The organism is Diaphorobacter sp. LR2014-1 (assembly GCF_002916785.1).
Taxonomy (GTDB): domain Bacteria; phylum Pseudomonadota; class Gammaproteobacteria; order Burkholderiales; family Burkholderiaceae_C; genus Diaphorobacter; species Diaphorobacter nitroreducens.
Genome location: NZ_MTBE01000026.1, coordinates 46404 through 66122 on the forward strand (window position 1 = coordinate 46404; position 19719 = coordinate 66122).

Below are 19719 nucleotides of genomic sequence, written 5' to 3' on the forward strand. Positions count from 1 at the left end.
CCCGCTGGCGGCGATGGGTGTGCCGGCGTCAGGCCGCGGCCAGCGCGGCCGAGGATGCGGCAGACGACGAACCCGAGGCCGCGCTCATGCGCGCGCCACCACCCAGGCCCACCTCGATCTCGCCGGAGAGCTGGCCACCCTCTTCGATCACCACCTTGCCGTAGCGGATCTTGCCGCTCACCTTGCCGGTGCTGAAGATCACCAGCTTCTGGCGCACGGTAAGCGTGCCGTCAAACTCGCCGTGGATCTCGGCAATGTCGATCTCGGCGGAGCCGCGGAACGCGCCCTGCTCGGTGATCTGGATCACGCGCGAATCCATGGTGGCCTCCACGGTGCCTTCCACGACGAGGGTGTCGCAATCGGTGATCTCCACACCCTTGAGCTTGATGTTGGGGCCCACGGTCAGCTTGCTGCCGCTGCCCTCGGCCGTGGCGCTGGAGGCGGTGGACACAGCGGCTCTGGTTGCGGGAGCGGCGGTTGGGGTGCTTGCGGTGGTGGTGGTGCCGCCCAGCGCTGACGAAGGCTGGCGGGATTGGAAAGTGTCGGGTTCGCGTTTGCCAAAGAAGGGGTTTTGCACGGCCATCGGATCGGATCTCCTAGAAAAGACCCGTAGATGCTAGGAGTTGCCACAGATCAAAACCGCCCCTGTTACGCAAGAACGGTAACCAAACCGTTCGATGGTTGCATGCACTTGCAGGGCTTGCAGCAGCACACAGCGCGTATCCCCCAAACGGCGCGTGCCCGGCGCGGCCGTCTTCGCACGGTCGCGCTAAGAGACGATGTACGCCGCGGCTCCCGCGGACATCAGCTCGCCCTGCGGGCCGAGGAACTCCATGCGCGTGGTGGCCACGCGCGAGCCCAAGCGCAGCACCTCGGCCCGCAGCTCGAAGTGGCTGCCGATGCCGGGGCGCAGATAGTCGATGCGCAGGTCGATGGTGCCCAGCTTGGCAAAGCGGTGCAGGCGGTCCATGGGCGCCTCGTCCATGTGCTTGGCGCCGATGGCCGCCATCACGGCCAGACCGCCCATGGCATCCAGCCCCGCGCTGATGACGCCGCCGTGCAGCCGGTTGTAGGCAAAGTGCCCCACCAGATCGGGACGCATGTCGATGCGCGCAGCGACGGCCGCGGGCTCCAGGCGCGTGATCTTCAGGCCCAGCAAGTGGTTGAAGGGAATCTTCTCTTCAAAGATCTGGCGCAGGCCGGCGATGAACTCGGGCTCGAAGGCCACTGGCAGGCTGGCAGGTTTGCTCATGGAATTTTTGCTCTCTTATCAGGAGCTGTTAGCGCTTATTGGACAAGCGCTAGAGCCATTTTTCATTCAAATGCACGGCCACCCTGTCCAGCAGACACGGTGATCACCGGCGCGTAGGGCGAACACGGCATGGATGCCGGCGTCGCCCTGCCCCCGCCCCGTTCGGTGGCGGGGCGGATGTCAGCAGGCGCTGAAATCCGGGCGGCGTTTGTCCATGAACGCGGTGAAGGCCTCGCGGGCGGCGGGCTCGCGCAGCATGCGGCCAAAGCTCTGGCCCTCCTCGGCCATGCGCTCCAGCACGGCGGCGGTCTGGCTCTTCTTGAGCAGGCGCTTGGTCTCGATCAGGGCCGACAGCGGCTTGGCCGCGAGCTTGCGCGCCTGGGCCTGGGTCACCATGTTGCATTCGGTCGGCGGCACCACGCGGTTGACGAAGCCGACTTCCAGCGCCGCCTCGGCCATGAAGGGCTCGCCCAGCAGCAGCGCCTCGGCCGCGCGGTGGTAGCCCAGCATCTGCGGCGCGAACAGGCTGGAGGCGGCCTCGGGGCACAGCCCCAGGTTCACGAAGGGCATCGAGAACGCCGCATTGTCCCCCGCGTACACCAGGTCGCAGTGGAACAGCAGGGTCGTGCCGATGCCCACTGCCGGGCCGCACACCGCAGCCAGCACGGGCTTGGGAAAGGTGGCGATGGCGCGCAGGAAGCGGAACACGGGCGCGTCCTGCGTGGCGGGCGGCTGCTGCAAAAAGTCGCCGATGTCGTTGCCCGCACTGAAGATGGCCACGTCGCCCTGCAGCACGACCACGCGCACCGAAGCGTCCTGCGCCGCGGCCTCGAACGCATCGGCCAGCTGCGCGTACATGGCCGTGGTGATGGAATTCTTCTTCTCCACGCGGTTGAAGGTGATGGTGGTCACGCCCTCTTCGGCGTGGACCAGGATGTCTGCTTTCGTTGTACTCATGGGTGTTGCTCCGGGGGTCATTCCTTGTAATAAACGATCTGGTGGCTGGTGGCCAGCATGGCGCCGGCCTCATTCCACAGCTGCACGGTCTGGTCGAAAAAGCCGTTGCGAAACTCCTGCGCGCGCGCCTGGCCCAGCAGGTAGCCCGTGCCGGTCTGCGCCAGCAGGTCCGCGCCCGCATGGAAGTACACGGTGATGGACACGGTGCCCGCGGGCACCTGGCGCGCGCGGCGCAGCCACACGCGAGGGAAGAACACATCAGCCAGCGCCGCCAGCGCGCAAAAGTCCAGCGCCCGCGCGGGTGCGTCGCGCATCCACAGCTGCGACAGGCTGGTGTCGCCGCTGTCGTCCCACTGTTCGGGCAGCGCGCCGGTCAACGGGCGCATCTCGTAGCGCTGCAGCCATTCCGAGCGGAACGCCGGTTGCGCGGGTTTGCACTGCGCCGGCGCGGGGACCTGCGGCATGGGCGTGTCGGCGGCGCCCCAAGTCTCGCGCCGCGCGGCCGTGACCACGGTGGCCGTGGTGGTGACCACGGGCGCTCCGTCCGCCCCCGCCTGCAGGATCGACAGCGTCCAGTGCTGGGTGGAGCGGTTGGTGCGCACCGGTGTGGCCTGCAGCGTGAACGGCCCCTCGGCCAGCGCGCCCGCGTAGTTCACCGTGAGCGACAGGGGCTCGCCCAGGCGGTCGGGGTGCTGCATCACGGCCTGCAGCAGCGTGGCCGCGGTGATGCCGCCAAACGGCCCGACCATGTTCCAGTAAGCCGGCGAGGTGTGGCCGGTGTACTGCCCGGCCCCTTCGGAATGGCTGGACGAGAGCGCCAGCGCCGCGTCCAGGGGATGAATGCTGTGGTGCGTAGTCATGGGTGCGAGTGTGCCGTGATTCGGCTCAGCCTGCGGTGGCGGTGGCACCTGCGGTGCCCTGCGGCTGCGCCTGGGCCAACGCCTCCAGCTGCTGCAAGGCGCGGGGCCACAGCGTGTCGCGGAACTGTTCGCGGAAAAATCCAAAGTGCCCGATGCGCCGCGCCTGCGCCTCGTGCGGCGCGATGCGCTCCACGCTGCACGGCGCGTTCGCATACAGCGCCAACAGGCTTTGCGTGCCGCGCCAGGTCATGAGCTCATCGTCCTGCATGGACCAGGCGTGTACCGGAAAGCGCACCGCCGCGTAGCTGCGCTGGGCGGATTCTCCCTCCGCCCCCACGCTGTAGCGCGGGTGCAGGCACCAGCGGCGCCACTGCAGCATCACGCCGGCGGGCAGGTCGCCCACGGCGCGCAGGCGCCGCCCGGGGAAGTAGCCGCACAGCCGCACCGACAACGGCACCAGCACATGCCAGAACGCGGGCATGGCGCGGCGGATGCGGGGTGCGTTGTCGCGCCAGTAGCCGCTGCCCGCGGCGACGCTCAGCAGGCCGCTCACGCGCGCATGCTCGCGCAGCAGCCCGGGCAGCTGCGCGCCCAGGCTGTGCCCCAGCAGCAGCAGCGGCTGGCCAGGCAGCGCCTGGGCTGCATGGGCGATCACCGCGTCGTAGTCGCGCGCCCAGTCGAACAGGTTGGCCCGCACCTCGCGCATGCCACCGTTCAGCGACTCGCCCTGCCCCCGGTAGTCGAAGGTGGTGACCCGCAGGCCCTGCTGCGCCAGCCAGGCGGCGAACGGCCCATAGAAGGCCTGGCGCACGCCCATGGCACCGCCAATGACGACGCTGGCGCGCGCGGGGCCGGGCCGCGGCACGTACACGCGCAGCGCCAGCGGCACTGCGCCATCGACCATCAGGGTTTCACTCTGCATGGCTTGTCTCCATGAAGGCGGCCGGTCTGCGCCGGCTCGGCTGCAATCCCCGCGCGCTGCCGCGCGGCAGCGGCGCTTACTTACACGCGCTCGAAGATACCCGCCGCGCCCTGGCCCATGCCCACGCACATGGTGACCATGCCGTACTTGAGCTGCTTGCGGCGCAGCGCATGCACCACGGTGGCCGAGCGGATGGCGCCCGTCGCACCCAGCGGGTGGCCCAGCGCGATGGCGCCGCCCATGGGGTTGACCTTGGCCGTGTCCAGCCCCAGCGTGTTGATGACGGCCAGCGACTGGGCGGCGAAGGCTTCGTTGAGCTCGTACCAGCCGATGTCGTCCTGCTTCAGACCGGCATAGCGCAGCGCGGCGGGAATGGCCTCGATCGGGCCGATGCCCATGATGGACGGCGGCACGCCCTTGCTGGCGAAGCTGACGAAGCGCGCCAGCGGCGTGAGGCCGAAGCGCTTGACGGCGGATTCGCTGGCCAGGATCAGCGCGCCGGCGCCGTCGCTGGTCTGCGAGCTGTTGCCGGCCGTGACCGTGCCGCGCGCGGCAAACACGGTGCGCAGCTTGGCCAGGCCTTCCAGGCTGGTGTCGGGGCGGGCGCCCTCGTCCAGGCTCACGGTGCGGGTGCTGGCAATGACTTCGCCCGTCTCCAGGTGGGCCGTGCGGTCGGTCACCTCGATGGGCGTGATCTCGTCGGCAAACTCGCCGGCCCGCTGCGCGGCGATGGCGCGGCGGTGCGACTCCAGCGCGAAGCCGTCCTGCGCCTCGCGGCTCACCTTCCACTGCTGGGCCACCTTCTCGGCGGTGAGGCCCATGCCGTAGGCGATGCCCACGTCGCCGTCACGCTCGAAGATGCTGGGCGACAGGCTGGGCGCGTTGCCCATCATGGGCACCATGCTCATGCTCTCCACGCCGGCGGCGATCATCACCTCGGCCTCGCCCACGCGGATGCGGTCGGCCGCCATGGCCACGGCCGACAGGCCCGAAGCGCAGAAGCGGTTCACCGTGATGCCGCCCACGCTGGTGGGCAGGCCCGCCAGCACGGCGCCGATGCGCGCCACGTTCAGGCCCTGCTGCGCCTCGGGGATGGCGCAGCCGCAGATGATGTCCTCGATCGAGGCGGGGTCCAGCCCCGGCACCTGGGCCAGCGCGCTCTTGAGCGTGGTGGCCAGCAGGTCGTCCGGGCGGTAGTTGCGGAAAAAGCCCTTGTGCGAACGGCCGATGGGCGTGCGCGTGGCGGCAACGATGTAGGCGTCTTGGATCTGTTTCATGGTTTCTCTCCTCGGGCGGCCTCAGTTACGCACCGGCTTGCCAGTGTTGAGCATGCCCAGGATGCGCTCCTGGGTCTTGGGGTGCTCGATCAGGGCGCAGAACGCCTTGCGCTCCAGCGCCATCAGGTATTCCTCGCTCACCAGCGTGCCGGCGTCCACGTCGCCGCCGCACACCACTTCGGCGATCAGCGTGGCGATGTGCTGGTCATGCTCGCTGATGAAGCCGCCGTCGCGCATGTTCACCAGCGAGCCGCGGATGGTGGCGATGCCGCTGCGCCCCGCCACGGGGAACAGGCGCTTGTGCGGCGCGCGCCAGCCGCCGGCGGCCATGGCCTTGGCTTCGTTGATGGCGACGAACAGCACCTCGTCCTTGTGCGGCACGATGAGGTCGCTGTCGAGCAGGTAGCCGAGCTTCTTCGACTCAAGGGCGCTGGTGCCTACCTTGGCCATGGCCGCGGCGGTGAAGCCTTCGGTCAGGAAGGGCAAAAGGTCCTTGCCGGTGCTGGCGGCGGCGTTCTCGGCCGCGCGGCGGGCGATGTAGGTCAGGCCGCCGGCGCCGGGCACCAGGCCCACGCCCACTTCCACCAGGCCGATGTAGCTTTCCATGTGGGCCACGCGGCGTGCGCTGTGCACGGCCAGCTCGCAGCCGCCGCCCAGCGCCATGCCATGGATGGCCGAGACCACCGGCACCTGGGCGTAGCGCAGGCGCAGCATCAGGTTCTGCAGCTCATGCTCCACGCCCTCGATGGCGGCAATGCCGGCCACCACGTAGGCAGGCATGGTGGCCTGCAGGTCGGCGCCCACGCTGAACGGCGCGTCGCCCGACCAGATGACCATGCCGTCGTACTCGCGCTCGGCCAGGTCCACGGCCTCCATCAGGCCTTCCATCACGTCGGGGCTGATCGCGTGCATCTTGCTCTGGATGGAGGCGATCAATACCTTGCCATCGAGCGTCCAGGTGCGCAGCGCATCGGTCTCGCTGATGGTGGTGCCGGCCTTGCGCCAGTCGGGCAGGTTGTCCTCGCCCAGCAGTTTCTCGGGGAAGTACTGGCGCTCGTACACCGGCAACTGGCGGCGCGGCACGAACTTGCCTTGGCGCGCGCTCCACGAACCCTGCGCCGTGTGCACGCCGCCGGCATCCGCCACCGGGCCCTTGAACACCCACTCGGGCAGCGGCGCCTTGGACAGTGCCTTGCCCGCGTCAATGTCCTCCTGGACCATCCTGGCCACCTCCAGCCAGCCCGCCTCCTGCCACAGCTCGAACGGCCCCTGGCTCATGCCGAAGCCCCAGCGCATGGCCTGGTCCACATCGCGCGCGGTGTCGGCAATCGTGGCCAGATGCACCGCAGCGTAGTGGAAGCTGTTGCGCAGGATGGCCCACAGGAACCGGCCCTGCGCGCCTTGCGAGTTGCGCAGCAGCTTCAGGCGCTCGGCGGCGGGCTTCTTGAGCATGCGGCCGTACACCTCGTCGGCCTTGGCGCCGGCGGGCACATATTCCTCGCTCTCCAGCTCGAAGCGCAGGATGTCGCGGCCCACCTTCTTGTAGAAGCCCGCCTTGGTCTTCTGGCCCAGGTGGCCCAGCTCGATCAGCTTTTGCAGGACTGCGGGCGTGCCGAAGCTGTCGTAGAACGGGTCGGTCTCGAGGCTCAGGTTGTCCTGCAGCGTCTTGATGACGTGGGCCATGGTGTCCAGGCCCACCACGTCGGCGGTGCGGAAGGTGCCGCTGGAGGCACGGCCCAGCTTCTTGCCGGTGAGATCGTCCACCACGTCGAAGGTCAGGCCGAAGTTCTCCACCTCCTTCATCGTGGAGAGCATGCCGGCGATGCCCACGCGGTTGGCGATGAAGTTGGGGGTGTCGTGCGCGCGCACCACGCCCTTGCCCAGGCCGCTGGTCACGAAGGCTTCGAGCTGGTCGAGCACCTCGGGACGGGTGGTGGGGGTGTTGATCAGCTCCACCAGCACCATGTAGCGCGGCGGGTTGAAGAAGTGGATGCCGCAAAAGCGCGGCTTGATGGCGTCGGGCAGCGCCTCGGACAGCTGGGTGATCGACAGGCCCGAGGTGTTGGACGCCACGATGGCGTGCGGTGCGACGTGCGGCGCGATCTTCTTGTACAGATCGAGCTTCCAGTCCATGCGCTCGGCGATGGCCTCGATGATGAGGTCGCACTCGCCCAGCAGCGCCATGTTCTCCTCGTAGTTCGCCTGCTGGATCAGCGCGGCGTCGTCCGCCACACCCAGGGGCGAGGGCTTGAGCTTCTTGAGGTTCTCCACGGCCTTGGTGACGATGCCGTTCTTCGGACCTTCCTTGGCGGGGAGATCGAACAGCACCACCGGCACCTTCACATTGACGAGGTGGGCCGCGATCTGCGCGCCCATCACGCCCGCGCCGAGCACGGCGACTTTCTTCACTTGGAATCGGGACATTTGCTTGTTCCTTGGATGGTGGGATGCGCACGGGGCCGCGCGCCAGGCCCCGCGCCACGCGGGCGGGCCGGCTGCGGCGCCGTGGCGCTCACTGCTTTGCTTACTGCACGCGCTGCCAGGTCTGGGTGCGCCAGAACGGGCCCAGGAAGCCGCGCACCTCCAGCCGCTTGCCGCCCTCGATGGGGGTCAGGCTGGCGCGGTATTCCTTGCCGTTTTCGGGGTCGAGGATCTTGCCGCCCTCCCAGACCTCGCGGTCATCGGCCTTCTTGACGCCGCGGATGATCTCCAGCCCCGCGATCGCCTTGCCCTTGCGGTCGTCCTTGCACTCGGTGCAGGTGGCGGCAGGGTCGGCGTCCTTTTTGAGGGACTTCTCGATGCGGCCGGTCAGCACGCCACCGGCTTCGGCGATACGGATCTCGGCCTTGGCCTCGCCCGTCTTGTCGTCCACGCTGCGCCACAGGCCCACGGGGGACATCTGGGCCCATGCAGGGGCCGCGATTGCTGCAAAAATAATAGCTGCTAGCGCTTGTCTCATAAGGCCTCCAGTGCAAAAACGTTCAAAATTGGCAATGCGTGCAATCGCTGGCTCAGGCCAGGGCGGCGTCGGTGTCCATGAGCACCTTGCTGCCGGCGCGGGCGGTGCGCATCAGCGTGTGGACTTCAGGGAACAGCTTGGCGAAGTAAAAACGCGCCGTCTGCAGCTTGGCCTGGTAGAACGGGTCGGTGTTGCCGGCGGCAATCTCGCGCAGCGCCACCTGGGCCATGCGGGCGAACATGTAGCCGAACACCAGGTGGCCGGCCACCCGCAGGTAGTCCACGGCGGCGGCGCCCACCTCATCGGGGTTCTGGAAGCCGCGGAAGCCGATCTCGGTGGTGAACTTGGTCATCTGGTCGCCCAGGTAGGCGATGGGGTTGATGAACTCGGCCATCTTCTCGTTCACGCCTTCTTCGGCCACCAGCTGCCCGACCAGCTTGCCGAACTTCTTCAGCGTGGCGCCGTTGTTGCCCAGCACCTTGCGGCCCAGCAGATCCAGCGACTGCACGGTGTTCGTGCCTTCGTAGATCATGTTGATGCGGTTGTCGCGCACGAACTGCTCCATGCCCCATTCCTTGATGAAGCCATGGCCGCCGAAGACCTGCATGCAGTGGTTGGTGGCGATGTGGCCGTTGTCGGTCACGAAGGCCTTGACGATGGGGGTCAGCAGCGCCACCAGTTCGTCGGAATCCTTGCGCACCTTCTCGTCGGGGTGGCTGTGCGCCTTGTCCAGCAGCAGCGTGCAGAAAATCTGCAGCGCGCGCGCGCCCTCGGCGTAGGCCTTGGCGGTGAGCAGCATCTTGCGCACGTCGGGGTGCACGATGATGGGATCGGCTTCCTTGTCCTTGGCCTTGGTGCCCGACAGGCTGCGCATCTGGATGCGGTCCTTGGCGTAGGCCAGCGCGTTCTGGAAGGCCACTTCGGTCAGGCCCAGCGACTGGTTGCCCACGCCCAGGCGCGCGGCGTTCATCATGACGAACATCGCGGCCAGGCCCTTGTGGGGCTCGCCCACCAGCGTGCCGATGGCGCCGTCAATGGCGATCTGCGCCGTGGCGTTGCCGTGGATGCCCATCTTGTGCTCTAGGCCCGTGCAGTAGATGGGGTTGCGCTCGCCGATGCTGCCGTCGGCGTTCACCTTGAACTTGGGCACCACGAACAGGCTGATGCCCTTGCTGCCCTTGGGTGCGTCGGGCAGGCGGGCCAGCACCAGGTGCACGATGTTCTCGGTGAAGTCGTGCTCGCCGGCGCTGATGAAGATCTTGTTGCCGGTGATCTTGTACGTGCCGTCGCCCACCGGTTCGGCCTTGGTGCGCAGCAGCCCCAGGTCGGTGCCGCAGTGCGGCTCGGTCAGGCACATGGTGCCGGTCCACTCGCCGCTGACCAGCTTGGGCAGGTAGGTCTTCTTCTGCTCGTCGGTGCCGTGCGCCAGCAGCGCCTCGTAGGCGCCGTGCGACAGGCCGGGGTACATGGTCCAGGCCTGGTTGGCGCTGTTGAGCATCTCGTACAGGCACTGGTTCACCGTGTGCGGCAGGCCCTGGCCGCCGTACTCGGGGTCGCACGACAGCGCCGGCCAGCCGCCCTCGACGTACTGGCGGTAGGCCTCCTTGAAGCCCTTCGGCGGCGTGACCTCGTGCGTCTGCGGGTCCAGCTTGCAGCCCTCGGTGTCGCCGCTGATGTTCAGCGGGAACGCCACGCCGGCGGCGAACTTGCCGGCTTCTTCCAGCACGGCGTTGATCGTGTCGGCATCCACTTCAGCATGCGCGGGCATGGCCTTGAATTCGTCGGTGACCTTGAAGACTTCATGCAGGACGAATTGCATGTCGCGCAGCGGAGGCGTGTAAGTAGGCATGTGGAGACTCCTGGGAAGAAGGAAGGGTGGAAAAGAAGAAAAACCGAAATACGGACGGTGGCAGGACTCAACCGCGGTGGCCAGGCAGCGCGCTGTAGCGCGCCAGGATGTTGTCAAAGCCCGTGTTGGCCCGGTCGATGGAACCGGGGGTGTGCAGGAAGCGCGCCTCGTAGTGCAGCGCCAGGATCAGGCCGTGGATCTCGAACAGCATCTGGTCCTCGCTGACGTCGTCGCGGATCTCGCCGCATTCCTTGCACTGCTGGATGGCGCGCCTCATCGCGGCCTGCCAGGTCATCACCGAGTTGGCCAGCGCATCGCGCACCGGGCCCGTGCGGTCGTCGAACTCCACCGCGCCGCTGATGTAGATGCAGCCGGAATCGATCTCGATGGAGGTGCGCTTCATCCAGTTGGCAAACAGCGCGCGCAGGCGCGGCACGCCGCGAGGGGCCTGCATCGCGGGGTAGAACACTTCCTGCTCGAATCGCGTGTGGTACTCGCGGATCACCGAGATCTGCAGCTCCTCACGCGAGCCGAAGTGCGCGAACACGCCTGACTTGCTCATGCCCGTCACTTCGGCCAGCGCACCGATGGACAGCCCCTCCAGGCCGATGTGCGTGGCCAGGCCCAGGGCGGCATCGATGATGACGGCCTTGGTGTGTTGCCCCTTGTGCAGCGCCCGGCCCTCGCGGCGTGGCGCGCGAACCGTCTTGGTGGGGGAAGGAGAAAGAGACATGAAGCAAAATAAAACGAACGATCGTTCTATTCTGCATAAAACACGCAGGTAACGCCAGTATTTCCAGGCGCGCAGAACGCGCTTCGGGGTAAACCCCTAAGTGGATGATTTATCGAGCCCCACCATCGCGGGGACCGTGCCAAGGGCGAAATGGTTACCGCGCCTTTCGCGGGTGGTCATGCCATCACGCTTGCCTGCGCCGGCGTTACAGCCACAGTGCCAGAGTGGCGTCCAGGTGTTCCGTCGGCATGCGGCGAAAGCCTGTGCGTGCGTAGCGCTGCAAGCGGCCGCGGATCAGGTCGGACAGTGCGGCCGCCCGCACCTGTGTCTGCACCGTGGGTGTCGCCGAGCCGTCCGCGTCGGCCACGGGCCGTAGGCACTGGCGCAGCGTGGCCTCCACCTTGTCGAAGAACAGGTTCATGCGCTGCTGCAGGCGCTCGTTTTCGAAAACCAGCGCATCCCCCACCATCACGCGCACCATGCCGGGGTTGCGCTCGCCGAACTGCAGCACCATGGCCGTGATGCGCGCCGCGCGCTGCGCGCCCTCAGACTCGCCACCGCGCTCCATGATCTGGTGCACAAGGGTAAAGACGCTCTGCTCGATGAAATCGATGAGCCCCTCGAACATCTGTGCCTTGCTGGCAAAGTGGCGGTACAGCGCCGCCTCGCTCACCTGCAGGCGCGCCGCAAGCGCTGCCGTGGTGATGCGCTCGGCCCCGGGCTGCTCCAGCATGGCCGCCAGGGTCTGCAGGATCTGCTCACGCCGCTCGCCCGGCCGCGGCCGGCGGCGTGCGGTGGGCGCGTCGTCGGTGGAGGCTGGCGCGTCAGTAGCAGGCGTGAATTCAGTCATGGGGCATGGATTGGGGAGGGAGAGCAACAAGTGTGTGCAATTGATTCTCGCACACCACGACTCCAGCGTCGTGACGGCTGCTCGCTGTGCCGCGACCCTTGGATCCGCTTCCAAAAAAATAGCTGCTAGCGCTTGCTGAACAAGCGCTGCAGCCATTTTTGACTCCAATACACCCGGGGCCATGCCCGAAAAGAGCCTAGTGACTCCGGATCATGGTGCCGTAGGCCTGGTCGGTCAGAATTTCCAACAACATCGAATGCGGTACGCGGCCATCAATGATGTGCACGGCATTCACGCCAGCCTTTGCCGCATCCAACGCCCCGCTGATCTTGGGCAGCATGCCGCCGGAGATGGTGCCATCAGCGAACAATGCATCAATTTCGCGCGCGGTCAGGTCGGTGAGCAGCTTGCCTTCCTTGTCCAGCACACCAGGGGTGTTGGTGAGCAGCACCAGTTTCTCTGCCTGCAGCACCGTAGCTAATTTACTCGCCACCACGTCGGCGTTGATGTTGTAGCTTTCGTTTTCCTCGCCAAACCCGATCGGGCTGATGACGGGAATGAAAGCATCGTCCTGCAGCGCCTTGACTACGCTCGGGTCGATCGCCACGATGTCACCGACCTGCCCCACGTCATGCTCGACGCTCGGGTCCTTGTTGTCCACCATCTTGAGCTTCTTGGCGCGGATCATGCCGCCATCGCGCCCCGTGAGGCCCACGGCCTTGCCGCCGGCCTGGTTGATCAGGCCCACGATATCTTGCTGCACCTCGCCGGCCAGCACCCATTCGACCACTTCCATGGTCTCGGCGTCGGTCACGCGCATGCCCTGGATGAAATGGCCCTTCTTGCCCAGGCGGTTGAGCGCCGTCTCGATCTGCGGACCGCCCCCGTGCACCACCACCGGGTTCATGCCCACCAGCTTGAGCAGCACCACGTCCTCGGCAAAATCGGCCTGCAGCTCGGGGTCGGTCATGGCGTTGCCGCCATATTTGATGACCATGGTCTTGCCATGGAACTTGCGGATATAGGGCAGCGCCTGGGCCAGGATTTCAGCCTTGTCGCGGGGTGCTATCGAAAGAAGGTCGGTCATAGGGGGCAAAGCCATGAAATTACGTAGTTAGTACGTGTGATCAAAAAATAGCGGCGACAGGGCCGGATAAACGCTTGATACGATAGCTCAGAAAGGGGGCCGAGCGGACTCTTTCAATGCGTACAGGTATCCGCTACCGTGTGTAGCAATCAAATCGAGGTGCTCAGAAAACTCGCCCTTGTCAAACGGAAACCGTTCTGCATGGATCAACACCATCCGGATCCCGAAGCGATTCATTAAATTCAGCACTTGAGTGGAACGAATGCGGCAACTGTCGTCGCAAACAATGGCCTGAGAAAAAGAAGCAGGCCCGAACCAATCTCCTACCAACTGACCGCTGTAAAAAAAGAAGGCATTTTCAAAACCGAAGTTTAGAACTCGGTGGCCATGCTGTGCCTGCAGCGCCTGCGCACGCTCCAGCAAAATCACGTCACTACGCCCCGCGCGTTGCGCCTGCACCGTCGGCTGCTGCCACTGCTTGCTGCCAGTGATCCCCACATGGACCAACATCAGCGCCGATGCAGCGACGGCCAGCAATGCCCCAGCGCCGCGCACCGGTGGGCGTTTCGCAGCGCCCCAAACCAGCAAGTAGCGCACAGGCGCCAAGGCCAACAACGCGCCCAGTGGCAGGACAGGCATCAGGTAGCGGGAGACCTGGCTGACCCAGAACCAAAAAAGTACCAATAAAACGACTACCAGCCAAATCAGCAGCCACGGGCGGCGGCGCCCCCATGCAAACACCGGGATTACAAGAGCTGCGCACAGGAAAATGGCCTCAACTTTCAGCAAGCCATCAAGGAAATTCGCCCACCGCTTGGGGACTCCGTGCACTGCCTGCTCTGCAACTTGAGCCTGTAGATCCTGCGGCGTCCACAGGTAGTAACCAAACACACTGCCACCGGCAGGATGGATAGGGTCACCCGTCACCCAATAGCTGCGCCCATACCAGAACACACACACGGCCAGACAAGTAAACCCATACCAGACCAGGTTGCGCACGGCTTGACGGGGAGCCCCAGAAAAAACCAACACCCCCATGCCAACTGCCGCTGCCACCACCAGGCCTTGCAGCTTGATGCCACTGGCGATGCCTGCACACAGCCCCGCGAGCAAAAGCCATCGGTGATCTTTGCGCCCATCGGCATGCACCCACACGGCTGCGGCCAACCCAGCCGCGGTGGCATACAGCGCCAGCAGCATGTCCAGGTAGGCAAACCCCAGAATAGTCTTCACCAAAGGCGTGTAAACATAAACCAGCCACGCCAACACGCCCCAGGCAGCATGCCCCAAGAACCAGCGGCCAGCGCCCATCAGCCCCAGCAAGGTCACCACCACCGGCCAACTGGCCAGCCATTGCGCCAACGAGGGATCCAGCAGCAGCCCTGCCGCAAACAAAAGCTGCGCATATGCAGGAAAGTAAGGAAAGCGCAGCCACTCATTGGCCACCAGCCCATGGTGCTCAACGATGGTGCGCGCCAGCGGAAGGTGATAGGCGGTATCGTCCCAGTGACCGGGAAAGCGCCATGCAACCATGCTAATGAAGATCGCACCTAAAAGCAGGACACCCCACTCCCAGAGCGCAATGACCGCGCCAGCCGTCCCACCGGGCGCTGCATCCTGGACCAACGCCTGGTGCGGCCGCCAGCGCTGCACCCACCAGACCGCCAGAACGACTAGTACACCCGCCACCAGCAGACCTGGCACATGAAAGGCCCCCACCAGCGCCAGCCCCAGAAGCAACAGCATGGCGCTACCCATGCCCAATACCTGCTGGAAGAACAACACCAGAAGCAGCGGCAAGCCGCGCCCCCTGCCTGCATCCTGCCAAATTGCGCGCCAAACCGTCCAGCCCATGAGCTGGAACAACACAACGGCACCCATCGCGGCAATCATCACTGACCAGGCAGGAACTCCATATCCGCTTTGAACGGAAAAAATCGCTATCACCTGCTCAGGCATCCGGCCCCCCTGTTGCCGGTAACGCTTCCAGCAAATCCGACTCACCGACCCGCCCCAGCAATCGGCTCAAGGGTTCAGTGGGTGCACTGCTGACGTCGTAGTGCATAAAAGCGATCAGAAACTGGATACCGACCATGATGGGCAGAGCGCCCAGCATGACCGTGCCACTGGTGGCAGGCTGGTTGCGCCAGATACTTTCGACCCAGTGCCAAGCCCCGAACATGAACCCGGCAAGCAATAAAAACACGCCGAAAATGCTGTAGAGCGTTCCCACGTTGAAATCGCGCACCAGATAGTTGTACACATAACGGCGCCACAGCCGCGACGCATGCTTGCGCATGAACTCGGGAAGCACCTGCTTGACTTGCAACCCGGATTGCTCGTCCGCATACACGCTATCCATGGGCACATCGCGCACCACGGCCCGAATGGTGTTCAGCCGAAAAAGCATGTCGCTTTCGAAGAAATAGCGTTTTTCCAGTTTTTCCAGCGGCAATTCACGCAAGGCGGTGATGTGGATCGCGGTATAGCCATTGGTGGGGTCCATGATCCGCCAATAACCACAGGTGAGTTTGGTCAGGAACGACAGGGCGGCATTGCCAAACAAACGAACAAAGGGCATGCCGTTCACCGATTCAGGCCGGAAAAAGCGATTGCCTTTGGTGTAGTCAGCCAAGCCCCGCATGATCGGATGCACAAAAAGTGGCAGCAGACGGGGATCCATCTGTCCGTCCCCATCGATTTTCACGACGATATCGACGTCATCCTCAATGGCCTGGCGATAGGCCGTTGCAATGGCGCCGCCCACACCTTGGTTCTTCTCGTGAAACAGCACCTGCACTCGGGGGTCTGTGCAGTGCGCCTGGATGAACTCCCCACTGCCGTCAGGGCAGGCATCGTCCACCGCATAGATGCGCTCGACCGAATCCGGAATGGCACCAATTACACCCAGAACATGCCGGGTGACCTTGTAGCAAGGGATGGCCACCGCCACACGCATGACCTTCATGGCGCCACCTGCGCTGCCAAGGTTACTCCCACCAAAATGAGGACTCCACCTACCAGCGTCTGCCAATGCAGGGGTTCGCCCAGAAAAGACCAACCGATAGCCGGCACAAAAACAAAAGCCAGCCCCATGAATGGATAAGCCAGGTGCAAAGGCGCGCTGCGCAAAATCCAGACCCACAGCACGGTGGTGAGGCCATACAAGGCCAGCGCCACCAGTAGCCATCCGTTAAAAATCCAGTCAGTCAGGTGCGCTTGCGCCGGCAAGGCCATTGCAGCCTTCTTGAAGAGCAACTGTCCCAACGAAATTCCGGCGACACAAAGCACCGTGAGAAAAATCAAAGGTAACGACATCCCGATCAACTCCCTTCCAACTTGGCTTATCTAGTTACACCCATTATCACGCGGGGCCTCCCCCCTCTTGCCGAGCTCCAACATCGCTCTGCGGTCAGGTGCGATGCGGCGGGTTGTAACCGGCTGAGATGTCATTGGCTCGGCGGCTCGTCAGTGCGCGTCCCCTGGAACCAGCCAGGCACCTTGAAACGAACGATGGCGAAATAAGCGCTTACGTAGCAAATAATGAACAGCAGACAACAGACCATCAGCAACCAGGAATTGCGCCAAAACAGCAGCGCTGGCACTACAGACAACATCGTGAAGGCCCACAGATAGGGCGACGTACGGTTGTTGCGCATGAGCATGCGCCGCGACTCATCATCGTGAAACACACCCCAAACGATGCGTCGATATACCAACTGGTGTAGATGTAGCGCATCGGCCATGCCTGGCGACACGCCGCGCACCCACTTGCGGTAAATCGAAAACACGGTCTCCCACACCGGGTAAATCAACAGCAGCATCGGAAACCAGGGAGACACCTCGGAATGGCGTTGCACCAGAGAGATGCTGCCGAAAGCGATCACCACACCCCACAGGTAGGCACCGCCATCTCCCGCAAACAACATGCCGCGCGGGTAATTCCAGACCATAAAACCCGCCGTTGCAGCCGCCGTAGTGACCAGCAGTGCTGCCAAGGCTCGATCCCCCACCTGCAGCGCCACATGGGCCAGCGCCAGGCAAGTAATCAGGGCCACCATGCCCGCCAGACCATTGCAGCCATCGATGATGTTGAAGGCGTGGGGCAGCCCTGTTACGGCAAACAGTGCCACCGCCACCCCGATCCAGGGACTCATGACCAGCCAGTCATCCACCTGCGGTAGTCCCAGCCGCGGAATGGACAACCCTAGCAAAGCGGTAGCCAGCGCACCTGAAAGCAACGTCAACCCGAGGCGATAGCGCACCGCCAGGCGCTGGGTCAGGTCTTCGGCCACCCCCCCCAAGACGGCGGGCAACAACGCGGCTGCCCACAACAGCTCCCCCACGTCCAAATTCAGAAAGGAGGGATCACCCATGAGTTGGCTGCTAGCCACGCCTGCGCCCCAGCTAGCCAACAAACCAGCCAGCAAAGCCACACCGCCCAGCCTTGGCACTTCACCTACATGAATGCGCTGCGGCATTTGCGTGCCGTACACCACGCCGCGTCCGCGCGCCCAGCGCACGACCATAACCCCTATCACTAGCGTCACCACAAATGCCACTACCGAGAGCCAGATCATGAAACCCCTATTTGCGACGCGCAGCGTCTGCTATCCCGCACGTCTGGCGGTAAACGCCCGAGCGCCATAAACGCAGCAGGCTGCGTACATGCCACACCAAATGACGCCACTGCTTTCGACTGGCCCTGTGCCCCACATGCAAAACGCACGCCTGTGTCTTTTGCAACCGCAGCCCGGCCAGCCGCAGCCTCAAGCACAAGTCCACATCTTCGCAATACATGAAATAAGCTTCATCAAAGCCACCCATCAACTGCCAGGCAGATTTGGGCAAAACGATACAGGCCGCATTTACCCAATCCACCTTACGCTGCGGCTGGCGCAGCACCCGGCGGCGCCACAAGGCCCGCGGAGACGGCAGTTCTCGCTCGTAGTCCTGCTCCCCACCGTCTGCATCCAGTTGCATAGGATATGCGCAGCCTACGCCATCGGTAGCAGCCGCCTGCATCAACGCCGTAAATGGCTCCTGCGTGGGCAAAAGCTCTACATCAGGGTTGAGCACGCAGACAAAAGCCTCGGTCGCATCTTGCAGGGCGCGATTATGGTTGGCGCCAAAGCCACGCGGCACCGCATTAAAGACTATTTCCATGCGGAAAGGCCAGCCGGTGATCGGCGCTTGCGGCGTCGGTTCGGGGATGTTGTGGGTCAACACCACGCGGCTGACGCTACCCGCACTCCACTCTGCCAACTGCCCGAGCAGCCTCTGCACCAGCACTCCATGCCCGTGACTCACGATGGACACCACGAGCCCGGTCTGCGGCTCGCTGGAGCTTGCGCGCGCTTCGTTCACAGACACCCTGCTGACTGCGAGGGGGTTCAACGAGAAGCCAACCAGCCATTCACCTGGTCAATGCTGGCCCAGCGGTCTTGCCCTGCCAGCGACTGCAGACGGATGCGCGAAAGCAGGTACACATAACGCGCCTGCGCCAAGTCACGCAGGGTGGTCGTCAGCTGTTGCTCGGCATTGAGCACATCTACCGTCGTGCGCGCCCCCGCCGTAAAGAGCTTGTCAGAAATTTTGTGTGTGAGGCATAGCATGTCGACAAGGAGCATGAATGCCACGCAAGACCAAACCCACCGCTTTGGCGGACCAGGCGGCACAGCCGCAATTTCACATCCCGGCCGAGCTGCTTGACCAGTTGGTGACCGGGCCCATGACGCCGGGCCAAGTCCAAGGGCTGTTCGATCAGTTCAAGAAGTCAATTCTTGAGCGGGCGCTGGGCGCCGAGATGAGTCATCACCTAGGCTATGCGCCCGGCCAAGCCAAGCCCACAGGCGGATCAGCCAACCACCGCAACGGCAAGAGCACCAAGACCGTACTGACCGATGTGGGGGCGCTGCGCATCGATGTCCCACGCGATCGCGAAGGCAGCTTCGAGCCGCAGCTCATTGGCAAGCACGAGCGGCGCTTTACGGGTTTCGACGACAAGATCATCGCCATGTACGCACGCGGCATGACGGTGCGCGAGATCCAGGGTTTCCTGGCTGAGATGTACTCGGTGGACGTCTCGCCCGAGCTCATCAGCCGTGTCACCGATGAGGTGATGGGCGAGGTCACGGCCTGGCAGACACGGCCGCTGGAGGCGATGTACCCGGTGGTGTTCTTCGATGCGCTGCGGGTCAAGATTCGCGAGGATGCGGTGGTGCGCTCCAAGGCCGTCTACCTGGCGCTGGGCGTACTGCCTGACGGCTCGCGCGACATCCTGGGAATCTGGATCGAGAACACCGAGGGGGCGAAGTTCTGGATGAAGGTCTTCAACGATCTGAAGACGCGCGGGGTGCAGGACATCCTGATTGCCGTCACCGACGGCCTCAAGGGCATGCCAGAGGCGCTGGGCGCAGTGTTCCCGGCGACGACGCTGCAGACCTGCATCGTGCACCTGATCCGGGGTGGCCTGGACTTTGCGTCATGGAAAGACCGCAAGGCGCTGGCCGCAGCCATCAAACCCATCTACACCGCGGTGAGCGCCGAGGCGGCCGAGGCCGAGTTGGATGCGTTTGCGGCCGGCCCCTGGGGGCAGCGGTTCCCGACCGTGGTCAGCGCCTGGCGCCGGGCCTGGGACAAGGTCATCCCGTTCTTCGCCTTCCCGCCCGAGGTGCGGCGCGTGATCTACACCACCAACGCCATCGAGAGCGTGAACGCACGGCTGCGCAAGATCATCAAAACGCGCGGCCACTTCCCCAGCGACGAGGCGGCCACCAAGCTGATCTGGCTGGCGCTGCGCAACATCACCGCGGACTGGGGGCGGGCGGCCAACCACTGGAAATCAGCGATGAACCAATTTGCGATCCTCTACGAGGACCGATTTACCAGATCGGGCCAGTAAGATCACCAAGCCGCCTCACGATTGAGTGACGGATTCAACAGCCTCACACACAGAAATCCTGACACTCCC

At 64.5% G+C, this 19719-nt stretch carries 19 protein-coding genes; 1 reads left to right on the top strand and 18 read right to left on the bottom strand.

The window, feature by feature from the left end:
• Window positions 1-28 precede the first annotated feature (28 nt).
• From BV908_RS16105 to BV908_RS16190, 18 genes are all read right to left on the bottom strand, one after another.
• Window positions 29-583 (bottom strand): polymer-forming cytoskeletal protein, encoded by a 555-nt coding sequence (locus BV908_RS16105; protein WP_011804054.1) that lies wholly within the window; start codon window positions 581-583, stop codon window positions 29-31.
• A gap of 186 nt (window positions 584-769) precedes the next feature.
• Window positions 770-1252 (bottom strand): thioesterase family protein, encoded by a 483-nt coding sequence (locus BV908_RS16110; RefSeq protein ID WP_088887663.1) that lies wholly within the window; start codon window positions 1250-1252, stop codon window positions 770-772.
• Between the two features lie 180 nt (window positions 1253-1432).
• The gene (locus BV908_RS16115) at window positions 1433-2209 is read right to left on the bottom strand and encodes an enoyl-CoA hydratase (RefSeq protein ID WP_103738627.1); all 777 of its coding nucleotides are present in this window, start codon (window positions 2207-2209) and stop codon (window positions 1433-1435) included.
• Between the two features lie 17 nt (window positions 2210-2226).
• Window positions 2227-3069: a thioesterase family protein gene (locus BV908_RS16120; protein ID WP_103738628.1), complete on the bottom strand. Its 843-nt coding sequence runs from the start codon at window positions 3067-3069 to the stop codon at window positions 2227-2229.
• Window positions 3070-3094: 25 nt separating this feature from the next.
• Window positions 3095-3991, bottom strand: coding sequence for an alpha/beta fold hydrolase (locus BV908_RS16125; RefSeq protein ID WP_103738629.1), 897 nt, complete (start codon window positions 3989-3991; stop codon window positions 3095-3097).
• An 80-nt stretch (window positions 3992-4071) separates the two neighbouring features.
• A complete protein-coding gene (locus tag BV908_RS16130) occupies window positions 4072-5268 on the bottom strand; it encodes an acetyl-CoA C-acyltransferase (protein WP_103738630.1) in 1197 nt (398 codons plus the stop codon).
• Window positions 5269-5289: 21 nt separating this feature from the next.
• Entirely contained in the window at window positions 5290-7692 is a 2403-nt protein-coding gene (locus BV908_RS16135) for a 3-hydroxyacyl-CoA dehydrogenase/enoyl-CoA hydratase family protein (protein ID WP_103738631.1), read from the bottom strand.
• 100 nt (window positions 7693-7792) lie between these two features.
• Window positions 7793-8227: a DUF2147 domain-containing protein gene (locus BV908_RS16140; protein ID WP_103738632.1), complete on the bottom strand. Its 435-nt coding sequence runs from the start codon at window positions 8225-8227 to the stop codon at window positions 7793-7795.
• Between the two features lie 52 nt (window positions 8228-8279).
• Window positions 8280-10076 (bottom strand): acyl-CoA dehydrogenase C-terminal domain-containing protein, encoded by a 1797-nt coding sequence (locus tag BV908_RS16145; RefSeq protein ID WP_103738633.1) that lies wholly within the window; start codon window positions 10074-10076, stop codon window positions 8280-8282.
• Window positions 10077-10143: 67 nt separating this feature from the next.
• Window positions 10144-10809: a TetR/AcrR family transcriptional regulator gene (locus BV908_RS16150; protein ID WP_103738634.1), complete on the bottom strand. Its 666-nt coding sequence runs from the start codon at window positions 10807-10809 to the stop codon at window positions 10144-10146.
• Window positions 10810-11014: 205 nt separating this feature from the next.
• On the bottom strand, window positions 11015-11659 hold the full coding sequence (gene slmA / locus BV908_RS16155) for a nucleoid occlusion factor SlmA (RefSeq protein ID WP_011804043.1): 645 nt from the start codon (window positions 11657-11659) through the stop codon (window positions 11015-11017).
• Window positions 11660-11855: 196 nt separating this feature from the next.
• Window positions 11856-12746, bottom strand: a complete 891-nt coding sequence (argB, locus tag BV908_RS16160; RefSeq protein WP_103738635.1) for an acetylglutamate kinase — start codon at window positions 12744-12746, stop codon at window positions 11856-11858.
• Window positions 12747-12833: 87 nt separating this feature from the next.
• Window positions 12834-14705 carry a hypothetical protein gene (locus BV908_RS16165; RefSeq protein ID WP_146052268.1) on the bottom strand — a complete coding sequence of 624 codons (1872 nt, stop codon included), beginning with the start codon at window positions 14703-14705 and terminating at the stop codon, window positions 12834-12836.
• The gene (locus tag BV908_RS16170) at window positions 14698-15705 is read right to left on the bottom strand and encodes a glycosyltransferase family 2 protein (protein ID WP_103738642.1); all 1008 of its coding nucleotides are present in this window, start codon (window positions 15703-15705) and stop codon (window positions 14698-14700) included. The genes BV908_RS16165 and BV908_RS16170 overlap by 8 nt, the downstream gene beginning before the upstream one ends.
• A gap of 5 nt (window positions 15706-15710) precedes the next feature.
• Entirely contained in the window at window positions 15711-16064 is a 354-nt protein-coding gene (locus BV908_RS16175) for an EamA family transporter (protein WP_103738643.1), read from the bottom strand.
• A gap of 131 nt (window positions 16065-16195) precedes the next feature.
• On the bottom strand, window positions 16196-17326 hold the full coding sequence (locus BV908_RS16180; RefSeq protein WP_103738637.1) for a glycosyltransferase: 1131 nt from the start codon (window positions 17324-17326) through the stop codon (window positions 16196-16198).
• Window positions 17327-17333: 7 nt separating this feature from the next.
• Window positions 17334-18113: a glycosyl transferase gene (locus BV908_RS16185; protein ID WP_246867528.1), complete on the bottom strand. Its 780-nt coding sequence runs from the start codon at window positions 18111-18113 to the stop codon at window positions 17334-17336.
• A 26-nt stretch (window positions 18114-18139) separates the two neighbouring features.
• Window positions 18140-18376, bottom strand: coding sequence for a TolC family protein (locus BV908_RS16190; protein WP_246867529.1), 237 nt, complete (start codon window positions 18374-18376; stop codon window positions 18140-18142).
• A 2-nt stretch (window positions 18377-18378) separates the two neighbouring features.
• Between BV908_RS16190 and BV908_RS16195 the strand changes: the two genes are divergently transcribed.
• Window positions 18379-19650 carry an IS256 family transposase gene (locus BV908_RS16195; protein WP_047350851.1) on the top strand — a complete coding sequence of 424 codons (1272 nt, stop codon included), beginning with the start codon at window positions 18379-18381 and terminating at the stop codon, window positions 19648-19650.
• The last annotated feature ends 69 nt before the right edge of the window (window positions 19651-19719 follow it).

Coding starts and splice junctions, on each gene's coding strand:
- BV908_RS16145 (WP_103738633.1), bottom strand. CDS start 10,076: ATGCCTACTTACACGCCTCCGCTGCGCGACATGCAATTCGTCCTGCAT.
- BV908_RS16195 (WP_047350851.1), top strand. CDS start 18,379: ATGCCACGCAAGACCAAACCCACCGCTTTGGCGGACCAGGCGGCACAG.
- BV908_RS16150 (WP_103738634.1), bottom strand. CDS start 10,809: ATGTCTCTTTCTCCTTCCCCCACCAAGACGGTTCGCGCGCCACGCCGC.
- BV908_RS16180 (WP_103738637.1), bottom strand. CDS start 17,326: ATGATCTGGCTCTCGGTAGTGGCATTTGTGGTGACGCTAGTGATAGGG.
- BV908_RS16130 (WP_103738630.1), bottom strand. CDS start 5,268: ATGAAACAGATCCAAGACGCCTACATCGTTGCCGCCACGCGCACGCCC.
- BV908_RS16125 (WP_103738629.1), bottom strand. CDS start 3,991: ATGCAGAGTGAAACCCTGATGGTCGATGGCGCAGTGCCGCTGGCGCTG.
- BV908_RS16120 (WP_103738628.1), bottom strand. CDS start 3,069: ATGACTACGCACCACAGCATTCATCCCCTGGACGCGGCGCTGGCGCTC.
- BV908_RS16165 (WP_146052268.1), bottom strand. CDS start 14,705: ATGCCTGAGCAGGTGATAGCGATTTTTTCCGTTCAAAGCGGATATGGA.
- BV908_RS16140 (WP_103738632.1), bottom strand. CDS start 8,227: ATGAGACAAGCGCTAGCAGCTATTATTTTTGCAGCAATCGCGGCCCCT.
- BV908_RS16115 (WP_103738627.1), bottom strand. CDS start 2,209: ATGAGTACAACGAAAGCAGACATCCTGGTCCACGCCGAAGAGGGCGTG.
- argB (WP_103738635.1), bottom strand. CDS start 12,746: ATGACCGACCTTCTTTCGATAGCACCCCGCGACAAGGCTGAAATCCTG.
- BV908_RS16105 (WP_011804054.1), bottom strand. CDS start 583: ATGGCCGTGCAAAACCCCTTCTTTGGCAAACGCGAACCCGACACTTTC.
- BV908_RS16135 (WP_103738631.1), bottom strand. CDS start 7,692: ATGTCCCGATTCCAAGTGAAGAAAGTCGCCGTGCTCGGCGCGGGCGTG.
- BV908_RS16170 (WP_103738642.1), bottom strand. CDS start 15,705: ATGCGTGTGGCGGTGGCCATCCCTTGCTACAAGGTCACCCGGCATGTT.
- BV908_RS16190 (WP_246867529.1), bottom strand. CDS start 18,376: ATGCTCCTTGTCGACATGCTATGCCTCACACACAAAATTTCTGACAAG.
- BV908_RS16110 (WP_088887663.1), bottom strand. CDS start 1,252: ATGAGCAAACCTGCCAGCCTGCCAGTGGCCTTCGAGCCCGAGTTCATC.
- slmA (WP_011804043.1), bottom strand. CDS start 11,659: ATGACTGAATTCACGCCTGCTACTGACGCGCCAGCCTCCACCGACGAC.
- BV908_RS16175 (WP_103738643.1), bottom strand. CDS start 16,064: ATGTCGTTACCTTTGATTTTTCTCACGGTGCTTTGTGTCGCCGGAATT.